Genomic DNA, 26,294 nt, shown 5'->3' on the forward strand with positions numbered 1-26,294 from the left:
GTTGTTTTCCTAGTTTCCCCGGGATCGATCTCACAGGAAGCGAGCGCGTATGTCGATGCTGTTCTCCACGCCGATCTTGTCGAACGTCGAAGCCAGCCAGGCGGTTGCGGAGGCGCGGCCGGCCTTGAACAGATGGTCGAGGAATTCCGGCTCGATGTTGAACTTGCTGACCGCTCCGAGTGGCGCCAAGGTCGGGGCATCGGTGATCGAGTGGATCAGCAGCTTCTTCAGGCGATCGCCGAACGCACCGGTGACCGCGCCCTTGTCGATCAGTTCCTGCACGAAGGCGATCGCGCGCATCTCGGCCATGAGCGCGCCGCCGAAGGTGATCTCGTTCAGCCGGTCGGCGATCTCGGCATTGGAAGTCGGCACGCCCTCGCGGTGCGGGGGATCGACCTCGATCATCACCACGTCGGTGCTCTCGCTATTGTAGATGAAGGGCCAGATCGGCGGATTGCCGCGGAAGCCGCCATCCCAATACGGTTCGCCGTCGATCACCACGGCTTCGTGGATGCTGGGGAGGCACGCCGATGCCAGCAGCGCGTCGATCGACAGTTCCTCGCGCGTGAAAATGCGTACCTTGCCGGTCGCCACGTTGGTCGCGGCAATGAAGGCCTTGATGTGATGGCAGGCGCGGACAGCTTCCTGGTCGAAGTGGCGGGTGAGGAGGTCGCGCAGCGGATCGAACTTGAGCGGATTGCGCTGCCATGGCGTGAGCGTGCGCTGGATCAGGTCGGCCCACAGGGCGCCGGGTGAATCGTCCAGGTTCCAATTGCCCTGCAACCGGTCGAGCGGCGTCCGCCGGATCGGGCTGGCGATCGACATCTGTCCGAGCTCGCTCCAGAAGGCGGCGAGTGCAGCACGCGCACCGGCCGGGCCGCCCTTGGCCCAGCCTTGCAGCATGATCGCAGCATTCATCGCGCCGGCGCTGGTGCCACTGACGGCTTCGATCTCGAGCCTTCCGTCCTCTATCAGGGCGTCGAGGACGCCCCATGTGTAGGCGCCGTGGCTGCCGCCGCCTTGCAGAGCGAGGTTGATGCGCTTGGTGTCGGTCATGCGTCTATCCTCGCGGCTGATGCGGCGTTAGGGTCATCGTTCTGTAAAGAGCGTGCGGAGCCGGCAGCATTATGGCGAATGAGCGGGCAGAGGAACCCTGGCGAAAGCGCCCGTCGTCCATCCTGTGGATGCTCTCGCTGGGCCAGCTCGTGACCTGGGGCATCGTCTACTACACATTCCCGCTGTTCGTCGTGCCGATGAGCGAGGAGCTTGGCTGGTCGCGCAGCGCGATGTTCGGCGCCCTCTCGGCGGGGCTGCTCACCGCCGGCCTCTGTTCCATCACCGTCGGCGCCTGGATCGATCGCGGCCACGGGCGCCTGCTGATGACCGGCGGGTCGCTGCTCGCCGCCGCGCTGCTGTTCCTGTGGTCGAGGATCGAGTCGCTGCCGTTGTTCTACGCGATGTGGATCGGACTGGGGGCGTGCCAGGCCGTGACGCTCTATGAACCGGCCTTCGCGGTGATCACCCGGGTCTATGGCCCGCGCTACAAGCAGGCGATCCTGCTGATGACCTTCCTCGGCGGCCTCGCCAGCACCTTCGGCATTCCCTTCACGCAGTTCCTGGTCGAGCGGATCGGCTGGCGGCCCACGCTCGACGTCCTGGCGGTCATCGTCCTGGGTGTCGCGCTGATGCACTGGCTGTTCGTGCCCGGTCCGGACGTGAAGCCCGTGCCCATCGCCGCATCCCGGCCACCCGCCGAGGGCGCGGCAAAGCGGAGCCCGCTCGCCGCCGCCATCCGCGTGCCGGCTTTCTGGGGGCTCGTCATCGCCTTCGCGGGCTACGGGCTCGCTTTCTCGGCGATGAGCTTTCATCTCATCCCGTTGCTCGACGATCGTGGCGTACCAACCGGCGTGGTCATGGCGATCATTGCCCTGATCGGCCCCATGCAGGTGGTTGGGCGGGTTCTGCTGATGGTTGGCCAGCGGCACATCACGACCATCCAGTTGGGCGCACTGATCTACTTTGCCTTTCCACTGGCGATGGGCTTCCTGGCGACCGGCATCACGGACGTCTATCCGCTGATCCTGTTTGCGGTCGTCTACGGCGTGGCCAACGGTCTCGTGACCATCCTGCGGGGCATGGCCGTGCCGGAATTCATCGGGTCCGAAGGGTATGGCGTCGTCTCGGGGGCCCTCACGATGCCGACCAACGTCATGCGTGCCGCCGGGCCGGTGCTGGCGTCGCTCGCGTGGGGGGCGTTTGGCGGCTACACGCCGGTGCTATGGGGATTGGCGGGCATCATGCTGGTCGCTGCCTTGGGATTCGCGGCGGCGGCATTTCTTTCGAAACGAGCCTGAACTCCGGATTTTGCCATAATTGCACATCATCTGACCTCGCAAGGTAACCAATAAGGCGAGGCGCCATGTTTGATGCGAAGCGTTTGCTGGAGCAGTTCGTGGGTGGTCAAGGCGGCGGCCAGGGTGTCGGCCCGACCGGCAGTCAGGGCGGCATGGGCGGCTTCCTCAGCGGAGCCGGCGGCGGCGTGCTCGCGGGCGGCCTGGCGGCACTGCTGATGGGGAGCAAGACCGGTCGCAAGATCGGCGGTGAGGCGCTGAAGCTCGGCGGCATGGCTGCGGTCGGAGCGCTCGCCTACAAGGCCTACAACGATTGGCAGGCCGGCAAGCAGGCGGCGCCGGTCTCGCAGGCGCCCCAGGCTCCGGCTCCGGTACCTATGCTGCCGGCGCCCAGCGGAACCCCCTTCAATCCCTCGACCGAGGCCGGTCAGCAGACGCTGGCGCGTCATCTGCTGCGCGCCATGATCGCGGCCGCCAAGGCCGACGGTCACGTCGACGCACAGGAGCAGGCGCGCATCTTCGCGGAGATGGACAAGCTGCCACTCGGGGCCGACGACAAGGCCTTCGTGATGGACGAGCTTCGAGCCAAGCTCGATGTCGATGCCGTCGCTGGTGCAGCGGCGACGCCGGAAGAGGCTGCCGAAATCTACACGGCCTCGCTGCTGGCCATCGACGTCGACAATGCCGCCGAGCGCGGCTACCTCGCGATGCTGGCCGCGCGCCTCAGGCTCGATGACGCCCTGGTGGCGCATCTCCACGGCAGCGTCGCCTCGGCGACCGGCAAGAGCGTGCCGGTCGCGGCCTGACGGAAGGGACGGCGGGCGGCGGAGTTATTCTGCCGCCAGTCTCGTCATCTTCGGCTTGAGGTGCTGCACCTTGGGCATCACTTCCTTCGACAGAAGTTCGAGCGAGTGGCGCCAGGCTTTCGGATTCTCGACATAGTCGAAGCCGAAGACCAGGAGCTGGCCGAAGCCGCCCACCTCGTCGTAGATCTTCTCGATCTTCTCGACGACCGTCTTCGGAGAGCCGACGATCCAGTTGTGCTTCGCGCAATACTCTGGCGTCACGTCAGAGTCCGCCGCGCCGGCGTCGTGCTTCAGGTATTCGAAGAAGCCGAACTGGGAGAGCAGGGGCAGGAAGTACTCCCGCATCATGCGGCCCATGTGTGAGCCGACGGAGAGGCGCATCGCCTCTTCGTCTGTGTCCGCCACGAAGACCTCGCGCACCAGCCGCCACTGATTGCGGTCGGGGGTGCGACCCGACTTCGCGGCGCCTGTTTCCACCGATTCCCAGTGGCTCTTCACATAGGCCGGGTTGAGGTTGAGGCTCATCGGAATGTAGCCCTTCTCGCCCGCGAGCTTCAGCGTGTCGGAGCCCTTGGAGAGGCCGGCGACGCCGATCGGCGGATGCGGTGCCTGTAGCGGCTTGATGTGCGGCTTCAGGAACCCGAACATCGTGTCCGGCTTCGTCACGTGCCAGTACTTGCCCTTGTAGTCGAAGGGTTCGGTCGAGGACCAGAGCTTGAGGATGATGTCGAGGGCCTCCCGCGTCATCTCGCGGTTGGTGCCCGACATGCCGTCGACGTTGAACATCGCCCAATCGCTCGGCAGGCCAGATGCGGCAATGCCGAAGTTCAACCGCCCACCCGAAATGTGGTCGAGCATGGCGACCCTGTTCGCGAGTTCGGCCGGGTGATGGTACGGCAAGAGGAAGCCGCCGGGGCCGAGGCGAATGTTCTTGGTCTGCATGAGCGCCTGCGCCACCAGCAGGTCGGGCGAGGGGTGGGGCTCCCACGGTGCGGTGTGATGCTCGCCGATCCAGGCCTCGGTGAAGCCGAGTTCGTCGAGCCATCGGATCACCTGGAGATCCCATTCGTGCCCGTCCTTCAGGGACCGCTCGGGCGGATGCGAGGGCATGGTGAAATAGCCGAATTGCATCGTTTCCTCCTGTTTTCGTTGTCTCCAAGTCCACTACCATTGCGGGCAAGGCGCAAGGGGCAGGGATGCATGGCTGAAGACGTATTGATCGTGATCGACCAGCAGAAGGCCATGGATCACCCCAAGTGGGGCCCGCGCAACAATCCGGCAGCCGAGGCCAACATCGCCCGGCTGCTCGCCGACTGGCGTCGCCGCACGGCACCGATCGTCCATGTGAAGCATGACAGCACCGATCCCGATTCGCCGTTCCGACCGGGCCAGGAGGGCAACGATTTTCTGCCGCTGACGGCGCCGCGTGCCGGCGAGCTGGTGGTGGCGAAAAAAGGTCCATAGTGCCTTTATCGGCACCGAGCTGGCGGCCGGCCTCCAGGCGATGGCCGGCGGCGGCGGGAAGCCGCGGCTGGTGATCTGCGGCGTGCTGCTCGCCAATTCGGTCGAAGCTACGGTGCGGGTGGCCGCCAATCTCGGCTTCGAGGTGCGGCTGCCGGCAGACGCGTGCTGGTCCTGCGACAAGCGCGACCTGACGGGCCGGCTATGGCCGGCCGAAGAAGTGCATCAGCTCACCCTGGCGCTTCTCGATGGCGAGTACGCCGAAGTGACCACGGTGGACGCGGTGCTGCGCGGTTGAATTCAGGCCGCGTCTGCCGGTGGCCGGCTCAACGTGGAGGCGTCACGCGCATGGAACATCAGCCGCCAGAGCCTGCCTTCGCCCATGATCTGCCCGATCTCGCGCAGCGCGAAGAACGGCAGCAGCGAAATGGTCATGATGGCCCACACCGTCAGCTTGCCTTCCCAGGTGGTGCCACCGATGTGAGGCATGCTGTCGGCCAGACTCCGGCCCGCCACCATGCCGAGGCCAATTCGCTCGATGGCATGGAACAGCATGAATACGAGGGCGAACAACCCGGCCATGTAGGCCACAGGCCAGATCAGCGGCAGATGGTCGAAGCGGCGGCCGAGCTTCAGGTTCTCGGCGATCAGCATGACCTTGGCCATGACGGCGGCGTTGATCAGGGCGAAGCCCTGCGGCGCGAAGGACAGATGCCGCTCGGACAGGACCAGGCTCTCGTTCAGGACGAACAGGCCGAAGACCACGTAGAGATAGATGAACATCAGCAGGAAGCGCCGGATTTCCTCGATACCGCGCTCCTTCAGATGATGCAGTCCTTCACTGTTCATGAGCGACCTCGGGTGAGCCGTGTGTCCCAGACGGGCATGGGATCGGAGGCAGAAAAAAGCCGCGCCAGCGTGGCTGCCGGCGCGGCTTCTCTTCGATCGAACAGGATCAGCCCAGCTGGATCCAGGTGGTCTTCATCTGCGTGAACTTGTCGAAGGCGTGCAGCGACTTGTCGCGACCGTTGCCCGACTGCTTGTAGCCGCCGAACGGGGTGGTGATGTCGCCGCCGTCATAGGTATTCACCCAGACCGAGCCGGCGCGCAGGCTCTTGGCGAACTTGAAGGCCTTGTTGATGTCGGCGGTGAAGATCGCCGAGGCGAGGCCGTAGATCGTGTCGTTCGCGACGCTGAGGGCCTGCTCGGCATCCTTGACCGGGATGACCGACAGGACCGGCCCGAAGATCTCCTCCTGGGCGATCTTCATCCGATTGTCGACGTTGTCGAACACGGTCGGCTGGATGAACGAGCCAGCATTGTCGATGTGCACCTGCTTGCCGCCCATGGCGAGCTTGGCGCCTTCCTTCTGGCCGGCGTCGATGTAGCCCATCACGCGCTTGGTCTGGGTCTCGTCGACCATGGCACCCATCTGGGTCTTCGGGTCGAGCGGGTCGCCCGGCATCATCTTCTGGCCGATCGCCATGACCTTGGCGAGGAACTCGTCCTTGATCTTGTCCTCGACGATCAGGCGCGAGCCGGCAGTGCAGACCTCGCCCTGGTTGAACCAGATGCCAAAGGCCGTGCGGCGTGCGGCAATGTCGAGGTTGGGTGCGTCGGCCAGCACGATGTTCGGCGACTTGCCGCCGCACTCCAGCCAGACCTGCTTCATGTTGGATTCGCCGGAATAGCGGAGGAAGTACTTGCCGACCTCCGTCGAGCCGGTGAAGGCCAGCACGTCGACGTCCATGTGACGGCCGAGTGCCTGGCCGGCGGTCTCGCCGAAGCCCGGCAGCACGTTGAACACACCCTCGGGGATGCCCGCCTCGGCCGCCAGTTCGGCGAGACGAAGCGCGGTGAGGGGTGACTGCTCGGCGGGCTTCAGGATGACGGAGTTGCCGGCAGCCAGAGCCGGCGAGATCTTCCAGCAGGCCATCAGGAGCGGGAAGTTCCACGGCACGACGCAGGCCACCACACCGGCGGCCTCGCGGGTGATCATGGCGATGACGTTGCCGGGCGTCGGCGCGACTTCGTCGTAGATCTTGTCGATCGCCTCAGCGAACCACTGGATCGTATTGGCCGAGCCCGGAATGTCGACCGTGGTCGAGAAGGCGATCGGCTTGCCCATGTCGAGTGTCTCGAGCAGGGCCAGCTCCTCGCGGTTCTTCATCATGAGGTCGGCAAGCTTCAGCATGATGCGCTTGCGCTGGGCCGGCGCCATGTTGGCCCAGGTGCCCTTCTCGAAGGCGGCGCGTGCGGCCTTCACCGCGGCGTCGACATCGGCCTGCTCGCAGGCGGCAACCTTGGTGAGGACCTGGCCCGTCGCCGGATTGACGCAGTCGAAGGTCTTGCCGGTCAGCGACGCCGCGAACTTGCCGCCGATGAAGGCCTGGTTCCGGTAGCTGAGGCCGCCGACGCGGCCTTTCCAGTCGTCGCGCGAAAGCTGGGCGCTCATGATCTCTTTCCTCCTCATTGAATTGCGCGGGAGCCTATCCCACGAAAAAGCCGCCCGGAAGGGCGGCCTGATCGTCTATCCTGCAATGCAGCAGGCTACTTGATCTTGGATTCCTTGAACACGACGTGCTTGCGCGCGACCGGATCGTACTTCTTGAGTTCGAGCTTCTCGGTCTTGGTGCGCGGGTTCTTCTTGGTCACGTAGAAGAATCCCGTGTCGGCGCTGGAGATCATCTTGATCAGGATGGAGGTCGGCTTGGCCATGGCAATTGTCCTTGAGCCCTGGAGGGCGAATTCGCGGAGGCGCGCAAAGTAGTCGGCAGGGCCGCCTTGTCAAGCGCTGAGGCTAGGGGCGGGCGGCGGCCTGATAGGTCGCCGATTGCACGGCATGGGCATAAAGGGCGCGATCGTGCAGCAAACGGACGGCGAGATCGACATCCGCCTCCGGCGCGGCCTCGCCCGGCGGGCAGATCTTGCGCAGGTCGGCCACCTCCTGTGGCGTCGGGTTGCGCAGCGCATGCCAGCGCATCAACTGGCCCTGGTTGGAGTCCACCGAGGCGGTGCCGAGCTTGCTGGCGTCGCCGACCTTTGAGGTGCAGATGTTCGGCAGCACGCCCAGCTCGTTCCAGGTGTAGCCGGACGGGGCCTGCAGGCGCGACCAGGTGAGGATCAGCTCGCCCTCGTTGGCCAGGCGCACGACGGTCTGGACCGTGCCCTTGCCATAGCTGGTGGTGCCGACAACGACGGCGCGCCCGCGATCCTGGAGGGCTGCCGCCACGATCTCGGCTGCCGAGGCCGAGCCGCCGTTCATCAGCACCACGATCGGAATCTGTCCCGAGGCGCGGCCGTTGGAGCTGCGATATGTGCGCCTGCTGTCGGGATGGCGGCCATTGGTCGAGAAGATCGTGCCGTCCGCGATGAACACTTCCGAGACCGATTGGGCCTGGTCGAGCAGGCCGCCGCGGTTCGAACGCATGTCGATGATGATGCCGGTCAGGTCCTTGCCGATGTCGGCCTTTGCCTTGTCGAGGGCGGCGCGGAGATTGTCGGTCGTGGCCGTGTTGAAACCCGTCAGGTGGATCAGGGCGACGTCGCCCCGGCGCTCGTAGACCACCGTGGTCGGGACGATGCGGCCACGCTTCATCGGCAGGGCGAGTTCCCCGCCCGTGGAGGCACGGAACACGGTCATGGTCACCGGCGCGCCGACCGAACCGCGCAGCTTGGCCACGACGTCGGACAGCGGGCGATCGATCATCGAGTCGCCGTCGATCGCCAGGATCTGGTCGCCGATCTGGATGCCGGCCTTGGCGGCGGGCGACCCTTCCTGAACGGCACGAATCAGGATTTTCTTTTCGTCGGTTCGCTCGACCGTGATGCCGACGCCGCCGCCGCCATCGCGCTGGAAGCGGTTGTCCTTGGCTTCGTCGGGATCCGCATAGCGGCTGTTGCGGTCGAGCTGCTTGGTGGTGGCGGTCATCGCCTGGCGGATGAGCGCCTGCCGGTCAGCCTGCTGCAGCGCTGGTGATGCGTCGATCGAGCCGGCCATCAGTTCCGTCAGGATACTGCCCCAGGCGCGGCCGTCCGCCGTGTCGGCAGGAGCGGGGCGGCTCACGATCTCCTTGCCGTCGCGCTTCACCGTAAGGCTGCTGTCGCTGGCCTCCAGCACGAGTGCGGAATCGCCGCTGGCGAAGCCGCGATAGGCCTCGACCGAAAGGTTGCGGAAGTTGGGCTCATAGAGATGACGGTCGCCAATGGCCCGGTAGGCCTGGAGGACGACCCGTTCGATGCCGGCGTCGCCGGCGGCCGGGCTGCGAGCGTCCGCCTGACTGCTCGGCGTGTCGGGAGAGGTCGCGCAGGACACGACCAGACACGCAGCAAGAAGCGATGCGGCGGCTCGCGGCAGCATCGAACGCAGAAAAGGGAATTGAGGCATTTCCATACGCGGCGAATACCACAATAGCACAGGCCGTCGGCGGGCGGCCACGTCGTTCAGGCAGAGGGGTCCAGGCTCTCGGTCACGGGCTTCGGAGCAGCAGCCTTCTGCACCCAAAGCAGCGCAATTACGGCGCCCTTTATCCGCGGCAGCAGAATCAGGGCGAGTGCGAGAGAGAGCGGCAGCCACAGGAGGGCATGAACCCAGAGGGGCGGCTCGGCGCCCCAGCGCTCGACCAGGAGAACCAGCGGCACGACGATGTGGCCGACGATGAAGATGGTGAAGTAGGCGGGGGCGTCGTCGGCCCGGTAGGGCTCAAGCGCCAACTCGCAGGCCTCGCAATGGCCCTTCATCTTCAAATACGAGCTGAACAGATGGCCTTTGTTGCACCGCGGGCAACGGCCATGCCACCCCCTCAGCAGGGCGGTCCAGAAATCAACCGGAGCGTGCTCCTCATCCATGACGGATAAGATGCGCTCGGCGACTACTTGCGTCGGCGTGACCCTTTGTCCCGTGGCGGGCCGCGATGCGCGACCGGACGCCGCGGCGGTCCGCTGCGTTCTTTGCCATATGTCGAACGAAAGCTCCGCGGCGCCGCCTGCCGTTCGACCCGCTCGATCACGTCGACGATCTCGAACAGGAGGCCGCCGGTGGCCGTATCGGCCTCGACCAGCTTGATCTGCAACCGGTCGCCCAGGCCGAAGGTCTCGCCGGTCCGTTCGCCGATCAGGACCTGCCGTCCCTCGTCGTGCCGGAAGAATTCCTGGCCGAGGGAGCGGATGGGGATGAGCCCATCGGCACCGGTGCCTTCGAGGGTGGCGAAGAGGCCGAAGCGGGTCACTCCGTTGACGCGCCCGGGGAACACGGCCCCGACATGGCCGGCCATGAACGCCGCGACGTAGCGATCCATGGCGCCACGTTCGGCGGCGACGGCGCGCCGCTCGCACATCGACAGGTGCTCGCCGAACTCGGTGAACCGGCCCTTGTCCTCGGCGGAGAGGCCGCCTTCGCCCAGTCCGTAGGCGGCGATCAGGGCCCGATGCACGATCAGGTCGGGGAAACGCCGGATGGGCGAGGTGAAGTGGGCGTATCGGGCGAGGGCGAGGCCGAAATGGCCGAGATTGTCCGGGCTGTAGACGGCCTGGCTCTGGCTGCGCAACACGGTCTGGCTGACGAGCTGGGAGACCGGTTTGTCGGCGACCTCGTGCAGGACACGGTTGAGGTCGGCGGGGCGCAGCCGCTGGCCGGTCGGTACCTTGATCCCGAGTGTGCCGAGGAATTCGCGCAGGGCTTCGAGCTTGGCGAGGTCGGGCTGGTCGTGGACGCGGTAGAGGCAGGGCGCATGACGCTGTTCCAGAGCCTGCGCCGCCGCCACGTTGGCCAGGACCATGAACTCCTCGATCAGTTTGTGGCTGTCGAGACGTTCGCGCACGCCGATCGTGGCGATATGGCCGTCCTTGCCCAGCGTCACCTGGCGCTCCGGCAGGTCGAGGTCGAGGGCGCCACGGGCCTCGCGGGCGGCCAGCAGGACGCGGTAGGCACCGTAGAGGGGGCGGACGACCTCGTCCATCAGCGGCTCGATCTCGGCGTCCGGCGTGCCGTCCATGGCGCGTTGCACGCGGTTGTAGGTGAGTCGCGCGGCCGAGCGCATCATGGCGCGGTGGAACTTGTGGCGCTTCAGATGGCCTTCGCCGTCGATCCACATCTCGGCCACCAGCACGGGACGATCCTCGCGCGGGACCAGCGAGCACCAGTGGTTGGAGAGCTGCTCGGGCAGCATCGGCACGACGCGATCGGGGAAATAGACCGAGGTGCCGCGGCGATAGGCGGCGCGGTCGAGCGGCCGGTCGTGGCGCACGTACCAGGCGACGTCGGCGATGGCCACGAGGATGCGCCAGCCGCCGGGGTGGGCGGGATCGGGCTCCGCGAATACCGCGTCGTCGAAGTCGCGGGCGTCCTCACCGTCGATCGTAACCAGCGGCACGTCGCGCAAGTCGAGGCGGTGGCCCATCGGAGCGGCCTTGGCCTTGTCGGCTTCCTCGATTGCGGCCTCGGGGAAGTCGATCGGAATGTCGTTGGCGGCGATCGAGATCAGGCTCACGGTGCGCGGATCGCTCATCGGCCCGATGCGCTCGACGATACGTGCGCGCCGCGCCAGCGCGCCACCGATCTCCTCGATCCAGACGATGTCGCCGGCCAGCGCGCCGTTCCTGTCGCTCGGCCTCACGTCGAACTCGCGGCGCAGCTTGCGGTCGGTCGGCGTGACGAGGCCGAGCCCGTTCCGGCCGGGCGGCTCCTCGTAGAGGCCGAGGATCTTTTTCGGTCCGCTGCCCAGCCGGCGGACGACTTTCGCCTCGTAGGTGTTCTTGCCGCGGCGCTTCATGCTTGCCAGCACGCGGTCACCGACCGCCAGGGCGGGCACGTTGCGCGAGGCTGGTGCAGAGACCTCGATGCGCGGCGGAGGACCGTCCTTGTCGTCGTCATGCCGGCGCGGCACGGCCAGCAGGTGGCCGTCGTCGTCGACCGAGACAATCTCGAGCACGACCATGTCGCTCAGGGACTCGGGGTGACGGAAGGTCTTGGCGCGGTCCGGCGCGATCTCTCCCGTGTCGCGCAGGTCGCGCAGAAGTTCCTTGAGCTCGATCCGCTGGTCGCCCTTCAGCCCGTAGGCTTTTGCGATCTCGCGCTTGCCGACAGGCGTTTCGCTGTCGCGGATAAAGGCCAGCAGTTCGTCGCGGGTCGGGACCTTGCCCTTAGCCATCGGTGCCCGTGCGGGGCGGGGTGTCGGACTTGTCCTTCGCCTTGGCCGCCTTCTTCTTGGCGGCCGGCTTCTTCTTCGCCGTCGCCTTTTTAGCCTTCGGCTTGTCGCCGGCGTCGTTGGCCGCCGAGGCTACCGCCTTCTTGGGCCGCGCTGCCTTCGGCTTCTTGCCTCCGCCCTTGGCGGCGCGTTCGGCCAGAAGCGCGACCGCCTGGTCGAGCGTCAGCTCCGCCGGCTTGATGTCGCGCGGGACGGTGGCATTGACGCCACCATGCTTGACGTAGGGACCGTAGCGCCCTTCGTAGAGTTCGACTGGCGCCTCGTCGGAGGGATGGTTGCCAATGCTGCGGATCGGCTTGGCGGCGGCTCGGCCGCGCGGCGTCTTTGCCTCGGCGAGCAGGGCCACCGCGCGGTTCATGCCGATGTCGAGCACGCTCTCGTCGGACGGAACGGATTTGTATTTCGGCCCGTGCTTCACGTAGGGACCGAAGCGGCCGACGCCGGCCAGGATGACTTCTCCATCCTCGGGATGAGGGCCCAGTTCGCGCGGCAGGGCCAGAAGCGCCAGTGCCTTTTCGAGCGTCAGGTCGCCCGGCGTCATGTCGCGCAGCAGTGACTGCCGCTTCGGCTTCTCCTTGCCTTCGGGCTCGCCCAGCTGGACGTAGAGACCATAGGGACCCTTGCGCAGCGTCACGGGTTTACCGGTGACCGGATCGAGGCCCAGCAGTTTCGGCCCGTCGAGATTTTCCCCACTGGCCGCGTCCGCGTCGGCATCGACGATTCCGAGCTTCCGCGTGAAGCGGCACTCCGGATAATTCGAGCAGCCGATGAAGGCGCCGAACTTGCCGAGCTTCAGGCCGAGCCGGCCGTTGGCGCAGGACGGACAGTGGCGCGGATTCTTGCCGCCATTGTCATTGGCCGGGAAGAAGTGGGGGCCTAGCTCCTCGTCGAGCTTGTCGAGCACTTCCTTGACGCGCAGTTCCTTGGTCTCGCCGACGGCGGCGGAGAACGCCTTCCAGAATTCGCGCAGTACCTCGTGCCAATCGATCTTGCCGCTGGAGATATCGTCCAGCTCTTCCTCGAGATGGGCGGTGAAGCCGTACTCGACGTAGCGCGGGAAATAGGTCTGCAGGAACGCGGTGACGATGCGGCCGCGATCCTCGGGAATGAAGCGCTTGCGGTCGAGGCGCACGTAGTTGCGGCGCTGCAGGACCTCGATGATGCTGGCGTAGGTCGAGGGACGGCCGATGCCGAGTTCCTCGAGCTTCTTCACGAGACTCGCTTCCGAATAGCGGGGCGGCGGCTCGGTGAAGTGCTGCTCCGGCACGACCTCGCGCCGATCCAGCGCCTCGTTCTCGGTGACGTCGGGCAGGATCGCGCCGGTCTCTTCGTCGTCGCTCTTGTCGTCCTGGCCCTCGTCGTAGAGGGTGAGGAAGCCGTTGAACTTCACCACCGAACCGGTGGCGCGCAACTGCACGGTCTTGTCGCCGCTCGCGATGTCGACCGTCACCTGGTCGAGCACGGCGCTTTCCATCTGGCTGGCGACGGTGCGCTTCCAGATCAGCTCGTAGAGACCCAGCTGGTCCTTATCTAGATAGGCGGCGACGTCCTGTGGCGTGCGGAACAGATCGGTCGGGCGGATCGCCTCGTGCGCCTCCTGGGCGTTCTTGGCCTTGGACGTGTAGATGCGCGGACTGGCGGGCACGTAAGCCGCGCCATACTTCGTCTCGATCAGCCGGCGGGTCTGGCCGATCGCCTCGGGAGCGAGCTGCACGCCGTCGGTACGCATATAGGTGATGAGGCCGACCGTCTCGCCGCCGATGTCGACACCTTCATAGAGGCGCTGGGCAATGCGCATGGCGGTGGCGGCGCCGAGGCCGAGCTTGCGCGAGGCTTCCTGCTGCAGGGTCGAGGTGATGAAAGGCGGCGGCGGATTGCGGCGAACCTGGCGGCGGTCGATCGAGGAAACCGCGAAGGCGCGGCGCTCGATCGCGTGCTTCGCCTGCTCGGCGCGTTCCTTCGTGTCGAGGTCGAACTTCTCGAGCTTGCGGCCGTCGAGGTGGGTGAGGCGGGCCTTCAGCACCTGCTTCTTGGCCGTGCCGAAATAGGCATCGACGGTCCAGTACTCGCGGCTCTTGAAGACCTCGATTTCCGATTCACGCTCGCAGATCAGACGGAGTGCCACCGACTGGACGCGACCGGCCGAGCGGCTGCCGGGCAGCTTACGCCACAGGACGGGGGAGAGGGTGAAGCCCACCAGATAGTCGAGGGCGCGGCGCGCAAGGTAGGCATCGATCAGCGGCTGGTCGAGGTCGCGCGGGTTGGCGACGGCATCGAGCACCGACTTCTTGGTGATGGCGTTGAACGTGACGCGCTTCACGTCGACATCCTGCAACGCTTTCTTGCGTTGCAGGACGTCGAGAACATGCCAGGAAATCGCTTCGCCTTCGCGATCCGGGTCGGTGGCGAGGTAGAGCTTGCCGCCCTTGCTGACGGCATGAGCAATCGCATCCAGACGCTTCTGCGACTGGGGGTCGACCTCCCAATCCATGGCGAAATCCTCGTCCGGCCGAACCGAGCCATCCTTGGGAGGAAGGTCACGGACATGACCATACGAGGCCAGCACGGTGTAGCCGGGGCCTAGGTATTTCCCAATGGTCTTAGCCTTGGCCGGGGACTCGACGACCAGTACGTCCATCGCCGGAACATGCTCCGTTTGATCTCAAGTACCGGAGCTAAATCACTGATCTAAATCAGAGATACGCGGTTACCCCGGTGCCTCTCCAGGCGGCCCTCCAGCTCGAGAGCCATGAGGACCTCCGCTATGGAGGCGGCGGACACTTGGCACCGGCGCACCAGTTCGTCAACCGCAGTGGGGACGGAGCCCAGGATTTGCATGATCCGTGCGGCATCTGTGTCGGCCGGCATTTCGGTCGGTTTTTCAAGACGTTGCGCCGCCGCCCTGGGGCAGCCCAGGACGCCGAGAATATCGTTCGCGTCGCGCACCAGAATGGCCCCGTCCCGAATGAGGCTATTGGATCCGGCGTATCTCGGGTCCATTGGCGAGCCGGGCACCACAAACACCTCTCGGCCTTGTTCGGCCGCCCGCTGGGCGGTGATGAGGGAGCCCGACCGGGCGGCCGCTTCGATGACGACGATGCCGGCCGAGAGGCCGCTCACGATCCGGTTCCGTCGCGGGAAGGCGCGCGCGATGGGCGGTGCTCCCAGGGCCACCTCGCTCAGGATCAGGCCGCGCGTGGCGATTGCATCCTGCAGGGCGGCGTTCTGCGGCGGGTAGACCTGATCGACACCGCAGGCCAGCACGGCGACCGTCCCGCTGTCGAGGGCCGCCTCGTGAGCGGCCGCGTCGATGCCCCTGGCGAGACCGGAGGCGATCAGGAAGCCCGCCGAACCCAGCGCAGCGGCGAGGGCGGCGGCAAACTGGCGCCCGGCCAGGGACGCCTCGCGGGCTCCGACGATGGCCAGGGTCGGGCGATCGAGAAGAGCGATGTCGCCGACGGCGGAGAGGATCGGCGGCGCATCGGGCAGGGTGGACAGCGCGGCGGGATAGAGTTCGTCACCCACCACCACGAAGCGTCCACCGCGGGCAGCGAGCGCCTTTTCCTCGCGCTCGATCGCGGCCTCGGAAATGGTCGCCAGGGTGGCGCAGGCCGCGCGGGCCGATCCGAAATGCGCCAGCGCCTCGTGGAAGGTGACGGGGCCGATCCGCGCGCTGCGCGCCAGCCTCAGCCGGGCGCGACGCTCCGCCGGTGTGATCTCGATGCGATGGGGACCGTCGAACATGGGGCGACGATAGGCGGGCAATTCATGTTTGTAAAACAACCAATAGTAGCAATCCACTTCAGGCGCGGCTGCGGCGACTGAGCAGCGCGCCCCCGGCGCCGAGCAGGGCGAGCAGGGCGATGAGCGGGCCGAATCCCTCGAAGCCGGCCGAGCCGATCATGACAGCCCCCAGGGCGGCCGCCCCGATCCAGCCGACGCTGGCCGAGGTGCCGTTCAGGCCGAGCACGGTGCCGCGCACGTCCTCCGGCACGGAGGCGAGGGAGGCCATATAGGATGGCCGTCCGAGCGCGTTCAGCAGCACGTAGACGAACCCCACGGCGACCGAAACGGCCGGGCCAGGATGCCAGGTGAACAGGACGAGCGCCGCCACGCCGGACAAGGCCATGGCGACGGCGAAGGTGAGGAGCCGGTCGCGCAGCCGGTCGGCGAGCTGGCCGCCCAGTACCGTGCCGGCGATATTGCCGAGTGCGAACACCGCCAGGGGAATGGCGAGTTCGATCAGGGTCATGTGATAGGTGACCTGCATGAAGGTGGCGAAGTAGACCACCGCGAGTCCGTAGCAGATGCGTTCGGCGACGCCGGTGCCGAGCAGACCCAGCACACGCCGGGAGAGGGCCGCGCGCAGAGAGGGCCGCGTACCGGCGGCACGCGTGTGGCCTGCGCTGCCGCGGCCGACGGTCAGGAACAGGCTGATCACGGCGGCGATCGACAGGCCCGCGACGCAAAGCAGCCAGCCGCGCCAGCCGAAGACCGAACCCACGGCAGCGGCCATCGGCACGCCGACGACCAGAGTCAGGGACTGGCCGCTCATCACCCAGCCCAGCGCGCGGCCGCGCTGGCTGTCATGCACATGCGAGGAGACTTCGGCGAAGATGACGCCGGTGAAGGCGCCGGCGCATCCGCCGCTGAGCGCCGCCCACACGCCGACCCAGAAGAAAGAGCCCGCGGCGGCCTGCGCCACCAGCGTAAGAGCGAGGGCAAGAGGCGCCGCAATGAGGATCGGCCGACGTCCGATGACATCCGACATCCAGCCGCCGAGCGCAGAGGTGAGCCCCCAGGCCGTGGCCGTCAACGAAACCAGGTTGGCGACGAGCGGCATCGAGACATCGAGATCGTGCGACATCTCCAGCAGGAAGGGGGCACGCGTGGTCCCGCTCGACGTCGCGGCGAACGATCCCAGGCAGGCGGCGCCGATCAGGGCCCAGGGCAGGCCGCGGGACGAAGAAATGCTCATGCGCCGCTGCTATGACAGGAATGGCGACGACCTGCATCGGCCGGATCGATATATGTGCCATGAACTTCCTGCTGTGAAGGAACGAGCAATGACGAGATGGTGGGCGGCCGTCGTTTGCGTGTTGGCCGCGGCGACAGCGGCGGCGCAGGATCGGACGCGCCTCGAAGTCTATTCGACCCTCGAAGTCGAGAACCTCAACGACTTCAAGAAGACGTTCGAGACCGAGAACCCCGACATCGAGATCCAGTGGAACCGCGATTCGACCGGCGTCGTCACGGCAAAGATCCTGGCCGAGCAGGGGCAGCAGCGTGCCGATGCGATCTGGGGCCTGGCCGTCACGTCTATGCTGCTGCTCGACAGGCGCGGCCTGCTCGAGCCCTACGCACCCGGGAACCTGGCCGCGATCAAGCCGGCGTTCCGCGATCCTGCCGATCCGCCGGCCTGGGTCGGCATGGAGGCGTGGGTTGCCGCGGTGTGCTTCAACACGATCGAGGCGCAAAAACCGTCGTTGCCCAAGCCGCAATCCTGGTTCGACCTGCTCGACCCCCGCTTCAAGGGCAAGCTGACCATGCCGCATCCGGCCTCGTCGGGTACGGGCTATTTCCACGTTTCGGCCTGGATCCAGATGTTCGGCGAAGACAAGGCGTGGGCGTTCATGGACAAGCTCCATGAGAACATCGCCGTCTACGAACAATCCGGCACGAGGCCCTGCCGTCAGGCGGCGTCGGGTGAATTTCCGGTCGGCATTTCCTACGAACTGGCGGCTGCCAGCGCCCGTCAGAAGGGGGCGCCGATCGAAGGTCTCATGATGAAGGAGGGCGGCGGCTGGGACATGGATGCGGCGGCCATCCTGCGCGGCACGAAGAAACCGGAAGCCGCGCGCCGGCTCATGGATTTCGCGGCCAGTCGGCGGGCCAACGAGCTCTATGCGTCGTTCGTCAGCCAGGTCGCGATCCCTGGCATCGCCAGCAAAATTCCCGACTATCCTGCCGGGGTTGCCGAATCGATGATCAGCAACGACTTCGCCTGGGCTTCGGAAAACCGGGCGCGAATCCTCGCGGAATGGACGAAGCGCTACGAGGGCAAGGCGGCCCGCAAGTGATCAGGCTGCCTGCTTCTTGCCCTGGCCAATCTTGGACTCCGTTCCGTTGAGCAGGCGCGCGATGTTCTCATGGTGGCGCACCCACACGAGCGGGACCAGCAGGGTAAGCAGCATCGCCGCCCGCGGGTCGGTCAGGAACCAGGCGGCGATCGCGGCGATCACCACGCTGAGCAGCGCCGCCAGCGAGGAGTAGCGGAAGGCGGCGGCGAACAGCAGCCAGGCAGCGCAGGCGATCGCGCCGACCGGCCACGACAGGCCCCACATCACTCCCAGCGTCGTGGCGACTCCCTTGCCGCCCTTGAAGCCCAGCCAGACCGGGAACATGTGGCCAAGCACGGCGCCGGCGGCGGCACCGACGGCCGGGAGCTGACCCACCTGGTCGGCGATCAGCACGGCCGCCACGCCCTTCAGGGCGTCGAGCAGCAAGGTCGCCGCAGCCAGTCCCTTGCGGCCGGTGCGCAACACGTTGGTAGCGCCGATATTGCCGGAGCCGACGTTGCGGATGTCGCCCAGTCCGGCGGCGCGAGTCAGCAACAACCCGAACGGGATCGAGCCCATCAGGTAGCCCATCAGGAACGGGCCGGCCATCAGGATCAGGGTCGAGATCATCGCCGCGTCCTACGGGCTCAGCAGCCTGCAGTTCGTCGAGTCGACATAGGCCGTGGTCGGCGGTCCGATCAGCTCAGTGGTGATCTGCTCGCCGGGCTGGATCGAGACCGGACCGTAGTAGGCATCTTCCAGCGCGCGGCTGCCGTTCATGAAGGTGCAGACCGCTTGCGTATCGACCGCGCGCTGCACGTTGGACTTCAGCACGATCGTGACCTGCCAGTAGCGTGACGGCCCGTAGGTCAGGTTGTTGGCGCCGATGGTGACCAGCGGCTGCGGCGTGGCGAAGTTCGGCACCGGACGCGGGCCGCTGCGACGGGCCTGCGGCTGCGGCTTCGGTCCCATGGCCTCCGGCGGCCGGTAGGTCGACCGGCTCGGGTCGAAGGCGGCATTGGGATCGTATGGCGCGGCCGCCGGCGCGGTGGGCGTCGGTGCACCGAGCGGCTGGGGGCTGCCCAAGGTCGCCGTGCCGCCGCCGGGCACGCCGAGGGGCTGGGGCGTCAGCGGCGCGGCGCTGATCGAGGAGCCCGTGCTCGGCATCGGCGAAAGAGGCGTGGGCGTCGCCTGAAGCGGCGTCGGCGTCGGGGCGGGCGTCGAGGCGACGGGCGCCGCCGCCGGGGCCTGAACACCGCCGACCTGGGTCTGCAGGCGGTCGTAACAGGACAGTCGCGCCTGGGTCTCTGTGATCTCGCTGCAGATCTGGATATGGCGCGTCAGCGCATCCAGAAGGTCGTCACGCGACCCGCCGCGCTGCTGGGCGTGGGCGGTGCCGGCGAGCGCGATCGTCGCGACGCCGAGAAGAAGTGAGTGCCGGAGCATCATCGGTTCCCCGTTTAAAGACGGAAACGACCATATCAGACCAGATGGCCGTTTGAAGGCATCGGTTAGGCGGCCGTGGCCGCGGCTGCGAAGCTGTCGTCGCGGTAGATCGTCCGGCCGCCGACGATCGTCGCAAGGGCCCGGCCCTGTACCGGGCGTTCGTCGAAGGGCGAGTTCTTGGTCTTGCTCCACAGATCATCGCGATCGATCTTCCAGGCATAGTCGGCATCGAACAGGACCAGATCCGCCGGCGCGCCCTTCGCGAGCTTTCCGGCCGGCAGACCAAACAGCGACGCCGGCGTGGATGAGAGGAGCTGGAACAGCCTGGGCAGGGTGAGATGACCACCGTGCACCAGTTCGAGTGAGATCGGCAGCAGGGTTTCGAGCCCGATGCCGCCCGGCTCGGCCTGGGCGAAAGGCACGCGCTTGCTGTCCTGGTCCTGCGGCCGGTGATCGGAGACGATCGCGTCGATCGTGCCGTTCTTCAGCCCTTCGACGACGGCCAGCCGGTCCTTCTCGGCGCGCAGCGGCGGCACCAGCTTACCGAAGGTGCGATAGTCTCCGACTGCCAAATCGTTCAGTGCGAAATAGGGTGCGGCGGTATCGCAGGTGATCTTGAGGCCGCGCGCCTTGGCGGCGGCAATCGCCTCGACAGACTCCGCGGTCGAGATCTTGGTCAGGTGCATGCGGCCGCCGGTCATCTCGGCCAGCCGGATGTCGCGCTCGACCATCATCACTTCGGCGAGCGGCGGACAGCCCGACAGGCCAAGGCGCGTCGCCATTGCACCGCTCGTCATGGTGCCGCCGGACAGGGTCGGCTCCTGCGGCAGGTGGACGATCAGCGCATCGAAGGTCTTGGCGTAGTAGAGCGCGCGCCGCATGACCTGGGCATTGGCGACGGCATGGTCGGCATCGGTGAAGGCCACGGCGCCGGCTTCTGCCAGCAGGCCGATTTCCGCGAGTTCCTTGCCCTCGAGGCCAACGGTCAGCGCGCCGTAGGCGTACATGTTGGCGAGCTTGATCTGGCGGGCGCGGCGCGCCACGAACTCGATCAGGGACGCATCGTCGAACGGCGGCTCGGTGTCGGGCAGCAGCACCATCGAGGTGATGCCGCCCACCGCAGCCGCGGCGCCGGCGCTTTCCAGCGTCTCCTTGTGCTCTTCTCCGGGCTCTCCGGTATGAACGCGCGTGTCGACGAGGCCGGGTGCAAGATAGAAGCCGCGGCAGTCGACCGACTGGATGCCGTAGGGTGCACCCGAGGCGAAGAGGTTGGGACCGAAGTCGGCGATCTTGCCGTCGCTGATCAGGACGGCGCCGAGATACTCGGAATTCCCGGTCGGGTCGACGATGCGGGCGTTGATGTAGGCGGTCGAGCCGGCGTGTGGCGGCGCGAGCTTGTCGATCTTGCCGCTCATGCCCCGTTCCCGATCTGGTTGCGCTGCCCGCCGATCAGGGCGTCGAGGCAGGCCATGCGCACGGTGACGCCCATCTCGACCTGCTCATGGATCACGCTCCGGTCTAGATCGTCGGCGACTTCCGAGTCGATCTCCACGCCGCGGTTCATCGGGCCGGGGTGCATGATCAGTGCATCGGGCTTGGCATAGGCGAGCTTGGCCCGGTCGAGGCCGAAGAAATGGAAGTATTCGCTGATCGACGGCACGAAGGAGCCCTGCATCCGTTCGGTCTGCAGCCGCAGCATCATCACGATGTCGACGTCCTTCAGGCCCGTCTTCATGTTGTAGTGAACCTCGACGCCCATCTTGTCGACGTCGGTCGGCATCAGGGTGGGTGGGCCGACCACGCGCACACGGGCGCCCATGATCTGCAGAAGGTGGATGTTCGAGCGGGCCACGCGGCTGTGCATGATGTCGCCGCAGATCGCCACGAGGAGACCTTCCAGGCTGCCGCGTCGTCGTCGGATGGTGACAGCGTCGAGCAACGCCTGCGTCGGATGTTCGTGCTGCCCGTCCCCGGCGTTGATGACGGCGCAGTTGACCTTCTGCGACAGAAGATTGACGGCGCCGGACTCGTGGTGCCGTACGACGATGGCGTCGGGCCGCATGGCGTTCAAGGTCATCGCCGTGTCGAGCAGGGTTTCTCCCTTGCGCACCGAGGACGTGGCGACGTCCATATTGATGACGTCGGCGCCCAGCCGTTTGGCGGCAACTTCGAAGCTCGTCCGCGTGCGCGTCGAATTCTCGAAGAACAGGTTGATGATCGTACGGCCGGCGAGCCTGTCGCGCCGTTTGTCAACGGACCTGTTCTGGTCGATGTAGGTTTCAGATAGGTCGAGCAAGCCCGAAATCGTTTCAGGCGAAAGACCTTCGATGCCGAGAAGGTGGGGCAACCTCGGCACGCCCGCGCGATTGTTTGTCACTAAAGCGCGACGTTAAGCACGCGCGTGCGGCCCTCGCAAGAAAGCGTTTTGGTGGATAACCGGCGAGAGGCGAATCACGCCGGCGGACGCGGTCCGGTATAGCGCGCCCGAGGCCTTATCAGTGCGCCGTGTGCGGCCTGCTCGATGGCATGTGCGATCCAACCGACGGTGCGTCCGAGCAGGAACAGGGCCAGTGCGGAGTCATTCGGCAGGCCGAGAACGCGCGCAAGTGTCACGGTCGCGAAATCGACGTTCGGCTTGCGATCGATCTGCTGTTCCACGGCGCCCGCCACGCGCTCGGCAAAGGCCAGCTCTGCGGAACCGGGAAGGAGCTCGCGCATCATCGAGAAGAGGGCGACGGCCCGGACATCGCCGTCCGGATAGAGCTGATGGCCAAAGCCGGGGATGTAGATTCGCTCACTCACCCGCCGCGAAATTTCCGCATCGATGTCGGGCGCAGCAGCGAGATCGGCGAGGAGACTTGCCACACGGCGCGTGAGGCCGCCGTGACGGGGGCCGTTGATAGCCACCAGGCCCGCCATCGTCGAAGCATAGAGATTGGCCCCGGTGGAGGCCACGACGCGCGCGGCGAAGGCGGATGCGTTGAACTCATGGTCGGCGGAGAGGACGAGCGCGGCGCGGATCAGCGAAGCCTGTCCGGCCGGGACGTTCCAGGCGGCGGCCACCTGCTCGTGGATCGGCCGGTCGGAGAGCGGCTGGCCCGTCACGGCCGCCGCCAGCAGCCGCAGGATACGTGCGCCGGTCTCGAGCATGGCCGGGCGATCCTCGACCCAGCTCGGATGGTCCCAGCGCGACGCGGCCGTCAGGAGGACGAGACAGGCATCGACCGGCGGCAGGGCCGAGGCCGTCTGCCAGGCGCTGCGCAACGCCGCCGACATCGGCGGCAGGTTACGCGCGGCGAAGGGCCGGTCGTCGCAATCCCAGAGAAGCTGCGCGACCTGCTCCAGCGAGCTGTTGCGCGCCAGCCGTGCGGCGTCCTGGCCGCGATAGAAGAGGCGACCGTTCTCGATCAGCGTGAGCGATGATTCGAGAACGGGCGTGCCGAAGTCGAGCGCATTGGCGGCGATCGACTCGGCCTTGCGGCCGACATCGCGCCGACGCTTGAGCTGGGCAACGTCATCGGCCCGGTAGCGCCGCTCACGCTGTCCGTTCGTACCCTCGGAGCGCAGCAGGCCGCGGCTCACATAGGCATAGAGAGTGGCGGCGGAGACGCCGAGGCGCCGCGCCGCTTCTTTCGAGCTCAACCATTCCGTAGGCATTTCTTATTATGGATTAAATCAGTCAATATTGACAATATATTGGTTGGATCGAATGTTGAGCCCGAACAAGCAAGGGGATTGCGATGCTGCAGACACGGGTGGACAGCGGGCTCGACGGCGTGATCGTGGCCGACACGGTGATGAGCGAGGTGGATGGGGAGGCCGGTCGGCTGATCGTTCGCGGCCAGGCGATCGAGGACCTGGTGAGGACGCGAGGCTTCGAGGGTGTGGCCGCGCTGCTCTGGGAGGGCTTCGCAGCCGGCGGCGGTGATGAGGCGGCGGTCCGAGCCGGCCTGGCCGCGGCGCGTGTGCGCGCCTTCGCGGACGTCCCGAAGCTGCTGGGGGCGGCCAAGGGGCTCAATCCGGTCGAGGGGCTGAGGGTCGGCCTCGGCATGCTGCCCGATTCGGACCCCGTGCCGCACCACTTTCTGGTCTGTGGCGCGCTGCCGGTCTTTCTGGCGGCGCTGCTGCGGGCAGCTGACTCCAAGCCGGCCCTCGCGCCGGATCCGGCCCTCACGACGGCGCAGGATCTCCTGCGCATGATCCGCGGCCGTCGTGCCGACGAGGCCTTCGAGAAGGGTCTCGATACCTATCTCGCAACGGTCACCGATCACGGCTTCAACGCCTCGACCTTCACGGCGAGGGTCGTCGCGTCGACACGTGCCGGCCTGATCTCCTCGGTACTGGCTGCGCTCTGCGCCCTGAAGGGCCCTTTGCATGGCGGAGCGCCGGGGCCCGTGCTCGATATGTTCGACGAGATCGGATCGCCCGAGCGCGCCGAGGCGTGGCTCGACGATGCCTTCGCCAGGGGCACGCGTCTGATGGGCTTCGGCCACCGGGTCTACAAGAAGCGAGATCCCAGGGCCGATGTCCTGAAGAACGCCGTCGCGAAGCTGCCGCAGACGGCGGGGAGACTGGGCTTCGCGGTCGAGGTCGAACGCAGCGCCATACAATCGCTGCGCAAATACAAGCCCAAGCAACGCCTCGACACCAACGTCGAATATTACACGGCGCTTCTCCTGGAGGCGCTCGAGGTGCCGCGCAGCGCCTTCACAGCCCTGTTCGCCGTCGGACGTGCCGCAGGCTGGTGCGCGCACATCTTCGAGCAGGAGAGGGGCGGGCGGTTGATTCGGCCGCAATCGACCTACGTCGGGCCGCGGCCGGCCTGAGCCTCAGGCTCGACGGACCGTCGAGCCGCGCCAGGTGCGGGCCCGCGTGCCGGTGGCGTCGAAGACCCAGAGGATCACGTCGGCGCCGGCCGGCGTGAAGGTGGCCGTGAAGTAGCGGCGCCAGAAGCTGCCGTCGGCGTGGGTGAACAGCGCCTCCGTGCCGAGCTGGTTCGGTCGCACGGTCAGGCTGGCCGAACGCGGCAGGGCGCGCGCATCGGCCGAGCGCAGCAGGGCCACACCGCCCGTCAGCGATCCGAAAAACATCGTCTCGCCGACCTCGTCGGTCTGCATCGGCCCGCCGTCGATGCGGAGCCAGATGGCCGGCCTGTCATCGACGCTGCGCACCGCGAACTGAATCGAAAAGGGTGTGCCACCGCCGAATTCCTCTCGTGGCGACGTGGGCGGCGGGACGATGTCCTCCAGCGGGAGCGCGCGGTGGAAGCTGGCGGTGCCGGAATAGGTGCCGAGCCAGTCGGTCCATCGAACGTGTTGGGCGTGCGCACCGGACGCGGCAAGCAGCAGGGCGGAGGTGGCCAGTGCGTGCCGCCGCGTAATCATGGGCAGGCAAGCCTAGCCGGCAAGAGCGGGCTGCTCCTCGTAGGTCGCGAAGAAGCGGCGGCCCGATCCACGCTGGTTCTCGTAGATCGACCCCTGGTGATCGGCCGGCGGCAGGGGCATGCGCACCGGCGCCGGCCGCACGCGCGGCTCGATTGTCGGCTCGCCCAGCACCATGCGGCCGTTGAACTCGTCGAAGTCGGCCACGCCCATCAATGGCCAGGCGTCGGCGGCCGCATATTTGTGCAGCAGGAGCCGCCGCTGGCGATTGGATCGATTGAGCGCCGAGCCGTGCACCAGCCGCGCATGATGGATCGTCATCGAACCGGCCGGGCCCACGAGCGGCACGGCCTTCGCGACGTCTATGCCGGCTGCCTGCGGATCGAAAGCGCCACAGAACCGGCCGTTGGCATGGTGGTCGTGGACCGGGCCGTGATGGCTGCCGGGTACCACCATGAGAGGGCCGTTGGCCTCGTCGCAATCGTCGAGATAGATGCCGGTCGCCAGAACGTCGTCGTTACTGTGTGGATAGAAGGCCCAGTCCTGGTGCCACTCGACCGGCGAACCATAGCCTGCCGACTTCATGTTGAGCTTGCCGCCATGGAGGCGGATCGACGGACCGATGAGCCGCGAGAGCAGGGACGTGATCTTGGGGTCGCGGGCTAGTGCGCCGAAGAAGGCGTGGCGCTTGAAGATGGCCGGCTTCAGCCGGCGCACCCTGGGCATGGTGGCGCTGTGGCTGGGTTCCAGATCGTAGAGTTCGTCGTTGGCCGAGACGCCGCGCGCGTCCGCCACCAGACGGTCGGTGAGCGCTCGTAGTTCGGCGAGCTGCTCCCCCTCGATCAGGCGCGGGATCACGAGATAGCCGTCGCGACGGTAAGTCTCGATTTGATGATCGGTCAACATGCGGAAAACATAGCACGCCAGGCCCGCATCATCGATAATCGCGGCATGACGAGCCGAACCCTCTTTCCGACCCTTGTCTATCGCGAGTCGCTCGTCGACCGGCGCTGGCGGCGCTTCAACCAGGACCTCGCCGACGAGTGCCAGTCGCTCGCCGCTTCGGACGCGGCGGGGCAGCGCTGGTCGGCCAAACACTATCTCGGCGGCTATACCTCCTACGGCTCGCTCGACCGTCTGCACCTCGTCTCCTCGCTGTTCGACCGGCTCCGCCGGCGCATCGATCCGCACGTGAAGTCCTTCGCGCGCGACCTCCACTACGATCTTTCCGGTCGTACGCTGGAGATGACCGATTGCTGGGCCAACCTCATGCCGGCCGGCACCGTCCATTCCATGCACATCCATCCGACCTCCTTCGTCAGCGGCACCTATTACGTGTCGGTGCCGAAGGGCGCGGGGGCGATCAAGTTCGAGGATCCGCGGCTCGCCTATCAGATGGCCGCACCGCCACGCCGCGCCGATGCGCCGGAGGCCTATCGCTCCTTCGTCAGCGTGTCGGCGCATGACGGCGATCTGGTGCTGTTCGAAAGCTGGCTGCGCCACGAGGTGCCTCCCGCGCACTTCTCCGGCGAACGCATCTCGATTAGCTTCAACTACGCCTGCCCGCCAAAGGCCGGTCGCTGAC

General features: G+C 66.7%; 25 protein-coding genes. 7 read left to right on the forward strand and 18 right to left on the reverse strand.

The genetic code is table 11. The annotated features are described in order from the left end of the window. Nucleotides 1-30 precede the first annotated feature (30 nt). Nucleotides 31-1,056: a patatin-like phospholipase family protein gene (locus tag Q0Q48_RS08365; RefSeq protein ID WP_295136547.1), complete on the reverse strand. Its 1,026-nt coding sequence runs from the start codon at nt 1,054-1,056 to the stop codon at nt 31-33. Nucleotides 1,057-1,127: 71 nt separating this feature from the next. Here Q0Q48_RS08365 and Q0Q48_RS08370 point away from each other — a divergent pair, with 71 nt between their 5' ends. Together Q0Q48_RS08370 and Q0Q48_RS08375 are read left to right on the forward strand one after the other, a co-directional pair. Then, nucleotides 1,128-2,354, forward strand: coding sequence for an MFS transporter (locus tag Q0Q48_RS08370; protein WP_295136549.1), 1,227 nt, complete (start codon nt 1,128-1,130; stop codon nt 2,352-2,354). 65 nt (nt 2,355-2,419) lie between these two features. Then, the gene (locus tag Q0Q48_RS08375; RefSeq protein WP_295136550.1) at nt 2,420-3,157 is read left to right on the forward strand and encodes a tellurite resistance TerB family protein; all 738 of its coding nucleotides are present in this window, start codon (nt 2,420-2,422) and stop codon (nt 3,155-3,157) included. A gap of 24 nt (nt 3,158-3,181) precedes the next feature. Here Q0Q48_RS08375 and Q0Q48_RS08380 read toward each other — a convergent pair whose 3' ends face one another. Then, nucleotides 3,182-4,288, reverse strand: coding sequence for an LLM class flavin-dependent oxidoreductase (locus Q0Q48_RS08380; RefSeq protein WP_295136552.1), 1,107 nt, complete (start codon nt 4,286-4,288; stop codon nt 3,182-3,184). A gap of 69 nt (nt 4,289-4,357) precedes the next feature. Here Q0Q48_RS08380 and Q0Q48_RS08385 point away from each other — a divergent pair, with 69 nt between their 5' ends. Both Q0Q48_RS08385 and Q0Q48_RS08390 read left to right on the forward strand, forming a co-directional pair. After that, nucleotides 4,358-4,621: an isochorismatase family protein gene (locus Q0Q48_RS08385; protein ID WP_295136554.1), complete on the forward strand. Its 264-nt coding sequence runs from the start codon at nt 4,358-4,360 to the stop codon at nt 4,619-4,621. Continuing rightward, on the forward strand, nt 4,584-4,916 hold the full coding sequence (locus tag Q0Q48_RS08390; RefSeq protein ID WP_295136556.1) for an isochorismatase family protein: 333 nt from the start codon (nt 4,584-4,586) through the stop codon (nt 4,914-4,916). Before Q0Q48_RS08385 ends, Q0Q48_RS08390 begins: the two co-directional genes overlap by 38 nt. A gap of 2 nt (nt 4,917-4,918) precedes the next feature. Here the strand turns inward: Q0Q48_RS08390 and Q0Q48_RS08395 are convergent, their stop codons facing one another. From Q0Q48_RS08395 to Q0Q48_RS08435, 9 genes are all read right to left on the reverse strand, one after another. Then, a complete protein-coding gene (locus Q0Q48_RS08395; protein WP_295136558.1) occupies nt 4,919-5,467 on the reverse strand; it encodes a hypothetical protein in 549 nt (182 codons plus the stop codon). A gap of 106 nt (nt 5,468-5,573) precedes the next feature. Continuing rightward, complete coding sequence (locus Q0Q48_RS08400) at nt 5,574-7,073, reverse strand: aldehyde dehydrogenase (RefSeq protein ID WP_295136560.1); 1,500 nt, start codon at nt 7,071-7,073, stop codon at nt 5,574-5,576. Between the two features lie 95 nt (nt 7,074-7,168). Then, nucleotides 7,169-7,336, reverse strand: coding sequence for a 50S ribosomal protein L33 (gene rpmG / locus Q0Q48_RS08405; RefSeq protein WP_020696277.1), 168 nt, complete (start codon nt 7,334-7,336; stop codon nt 7,169-7,171). Between the two features lie 82 nt (nt 7,337-7,418). Then, nucleotides 7,419-8,933: a S41 family peptidase gene (locus Q0Q48_RS08410; protein WP_295136563.1), complete on the reverse strand. Its 1,515-nt coding sequence runs from the start codon at nt 8,931-8,933 to the stop codon at nt 7,419-7,421. A 128-nt stretch (nt 8,934-9,061) separates the two neighbouring features. Continuing rightward, nucleotides 9,062-9,466 (reverse strand): DUF983 domain-containing protein, encoded by a 405-nt coding sequence (locus Q0Q48_RS08415; protein WP_295136565.1) that lies wholly within the window; start codon nt 9,464-9,466, stop codon nt 9,062-9,064. A gap of 23 nt (nt 9,467-9,489) precedes the next feature. After that, a complete protein-coding gene (rnr, locus tag Q0Q48_RS08420; RefSeq protein WP_295136567.1) occupies nt 9,490-11,766 on the reverse strand; it encodes a ribonuclease R in 2,277 nt (758 codons plus the stop codon). Beyond that, nucleotides 11,759-14,461 (reverse strand): type I DNA topoisomerase, encoded by a 2,703-nt coding sequence (gene topA, locus Q0Q48_RS08425; RefSeq protein WP_295136569.1) that lies wholly within the window; start codon nt 14,459-14,461, stop codon nt 11,759-11,761. The genes rnr and topA overlap by 8 nt, the downstream gene beginning before the upstream one ends. A gap of 50 nt (nt 14,462-14,511) precedes the next feature. Then, a complete protein-coding gene (gene dprA / locus Q0Q48_RS08430) occupies nt 14,512-15,567 on the reverse strand; it encodes a DNA-processing protein DprA (protein ID WP_295136571.1) in 1,056 nt (351 codons plus the stop codon). 58 nt (nt 15,568-15,625) lie between these two features. Continuing rightward, a complete protein-coding gene (locus Q0Q48_RS08435) occupies nt 15,626-16,801 on the reverse strand; it encodes an MFS transporter (protein ID WP_295136573.1) in 1,176 nt (391 codons plus the stop codon). Nucleotides 16,802-16,889: 88 nt separating this feature from the next. Here Q0Q48_RS08435 and Q0Q48_RS08440 point away from each other — a divergent pair, with 88 nt between their 5' ends. Then, nucleotides 16,890-17,903: a putative 2-aminoethylphosphonate ABC transporter substrate-binding protein gene (locus Q0Q48_RS08440; RefSeq protein WP_295136575.1), complete on the forward strand. Its 1,014-nt coding sequence runs from the start codon at nt 16,890-16,892 to the stop codon at nt 17,901-17,903. Here the strand turns inward: Q0Q48_RS08440 and plsY are convergent, their stop codons facing one another. The 5 genes from plsY to Q0Q48_RS08465 form a co-directional block, all read right to left on the reverse strand. Continuing rightward, a complete protein-coding gene (gene plsY / locus Q0Q48_RS08445) occupies nt 17,904-18,512 on the reverse strand; it encodes a glycerol-3-phosphate 1-O-acyltransferase PlsY (protein ID WP_295136576.1) in 609 nt (202 codons plus the stop codon). Nucleotides 18,513-18,521: 9 nt separating this feature from the next. Beyond that, nucleotides 18,522-19,331: a hypothetical protein gene (locus tag Q0Q48_RS08450; protein WP_295136578.1), complete on the reverse strand. Its 810-nt coding sequence runs from the start codon at nt 19,329-19,331 to the stop codon at nt 18,522-18,524. 62 nt (nt 19,332-19,393) lie between these two features. Next, on the reverse strand, nt 19,394-20,743 hold the full coding sequence (gene pyrC, locus Q0Q48_RS08455) for a dihydroorotase (RefSeq protein WP_295136580.1): 1,350 nt from the start codon (nt 20,741-20,743) through the stop codon (nt 19,394-19,396). Next, complete coding sequence (locus tag Q0Q48_RS08460) at nt 20,740-21,705, reverse strand: aspartate carbamoyltransferase catalytic subunit (RefSeq protein ID WP_295136582.1); 966 nt, start codon at nt 21,703-21,705, stop codon at nt 20,740-20,742. The genes pyrC and Q0Q48_RS08460 overlap by 4 nt, the downstream gene beginning before the upstream one ends. Nucleotides 21,706-21,779: 74 nt before the next feature. Beyond that, nucleotides 21,780-22,985, reverse strand: a complete 1,206-nt coding sequence (locus Q0Q48_RS08465; RefSeq protein ID WP_295136584.1) for a citrate synthase family protein — start codon at nt 22,983-22,985, stop codon at nt 21,780-21,782. A gap of 83 nt (nt 22,986-23,068) precedes the next feature. On the opposite strand from Q0Q48_RS08465, the gene Q0Q48_RS08470 reads away from it, so the two are divergent. Then, a complete protein-coding gene (locus Q0Q48_RS08470; RefSeq protein WP_295136586.1) occupies nt 23,069-24,154 on the forward strand; it encodes a citrate synthase/methylcitrate synthase in 1,086 nt (361 codons plus the stop codon). A 3-nt stretch (nt 24,155-24,157) separates the two neighbouring features. On the opposite strand, the gene Q0Q48_RS08475 is transcribed toward Q0Q48_RS08470, so the two are convergent. Together Q0Q48_RS08475 and Q0Q48_RS08480 are read right to left on the reverse strand one after the other, a co-directional pair. Beyond that, nucleotides 24,158-24,712 (reverse strand): hypothetical protein, encoded by a 555-nt coding sequence (locus Q0Q48_RS08475; protein ID WP_295136588.1) that lies wholly within the window; start codon nt 24,710-24,712, stop codon nt 24,158-24,160. 12 nt (nt 24,713-24,724) lie between these two features. Next, a complete protein-coding gene (locus Q0Q48_RS08480) occupies nt 24,725-25,615 on the reverse strand; it encodes a phytanoyl-CoA dioxygenase family protein (RefSeq protein ID WP_295136590.1) in 891 nt (296 codons plus the stop codon). Between the two features lie 45 nt (nt 25,616-25,660). Between Q0Q48_RS08480 and Q0Q48_RS08485 the strand changes: the two genes are divergently transcribed. After that, nucleotides 25,661-26,293 carry a TIGR02466 family protein gene (locus tag Q0Q48_RS08485; RefSeq protein ID WP_295136592.1) on the forward strand — a complete coding sequence of 211 codons (633 nt, stop codon included), beginning with the start codon at nt 25,661-25,663 and terminating at the stop codon, nt 26,291-26,293. The last annotated feature ends 1 nt before the right edge of the window (nt 26,294 follow it).

It is taken from the genome of uncultured Reyranella sp. (genome assembly GCF_945957355.1).
In the GTDB taxonomy this organism is placed as follows: Bacteria; Pseudomonadota; Alphaproteobacteria; order Reyranellales; family Reyranellaceae; genus Reyranella.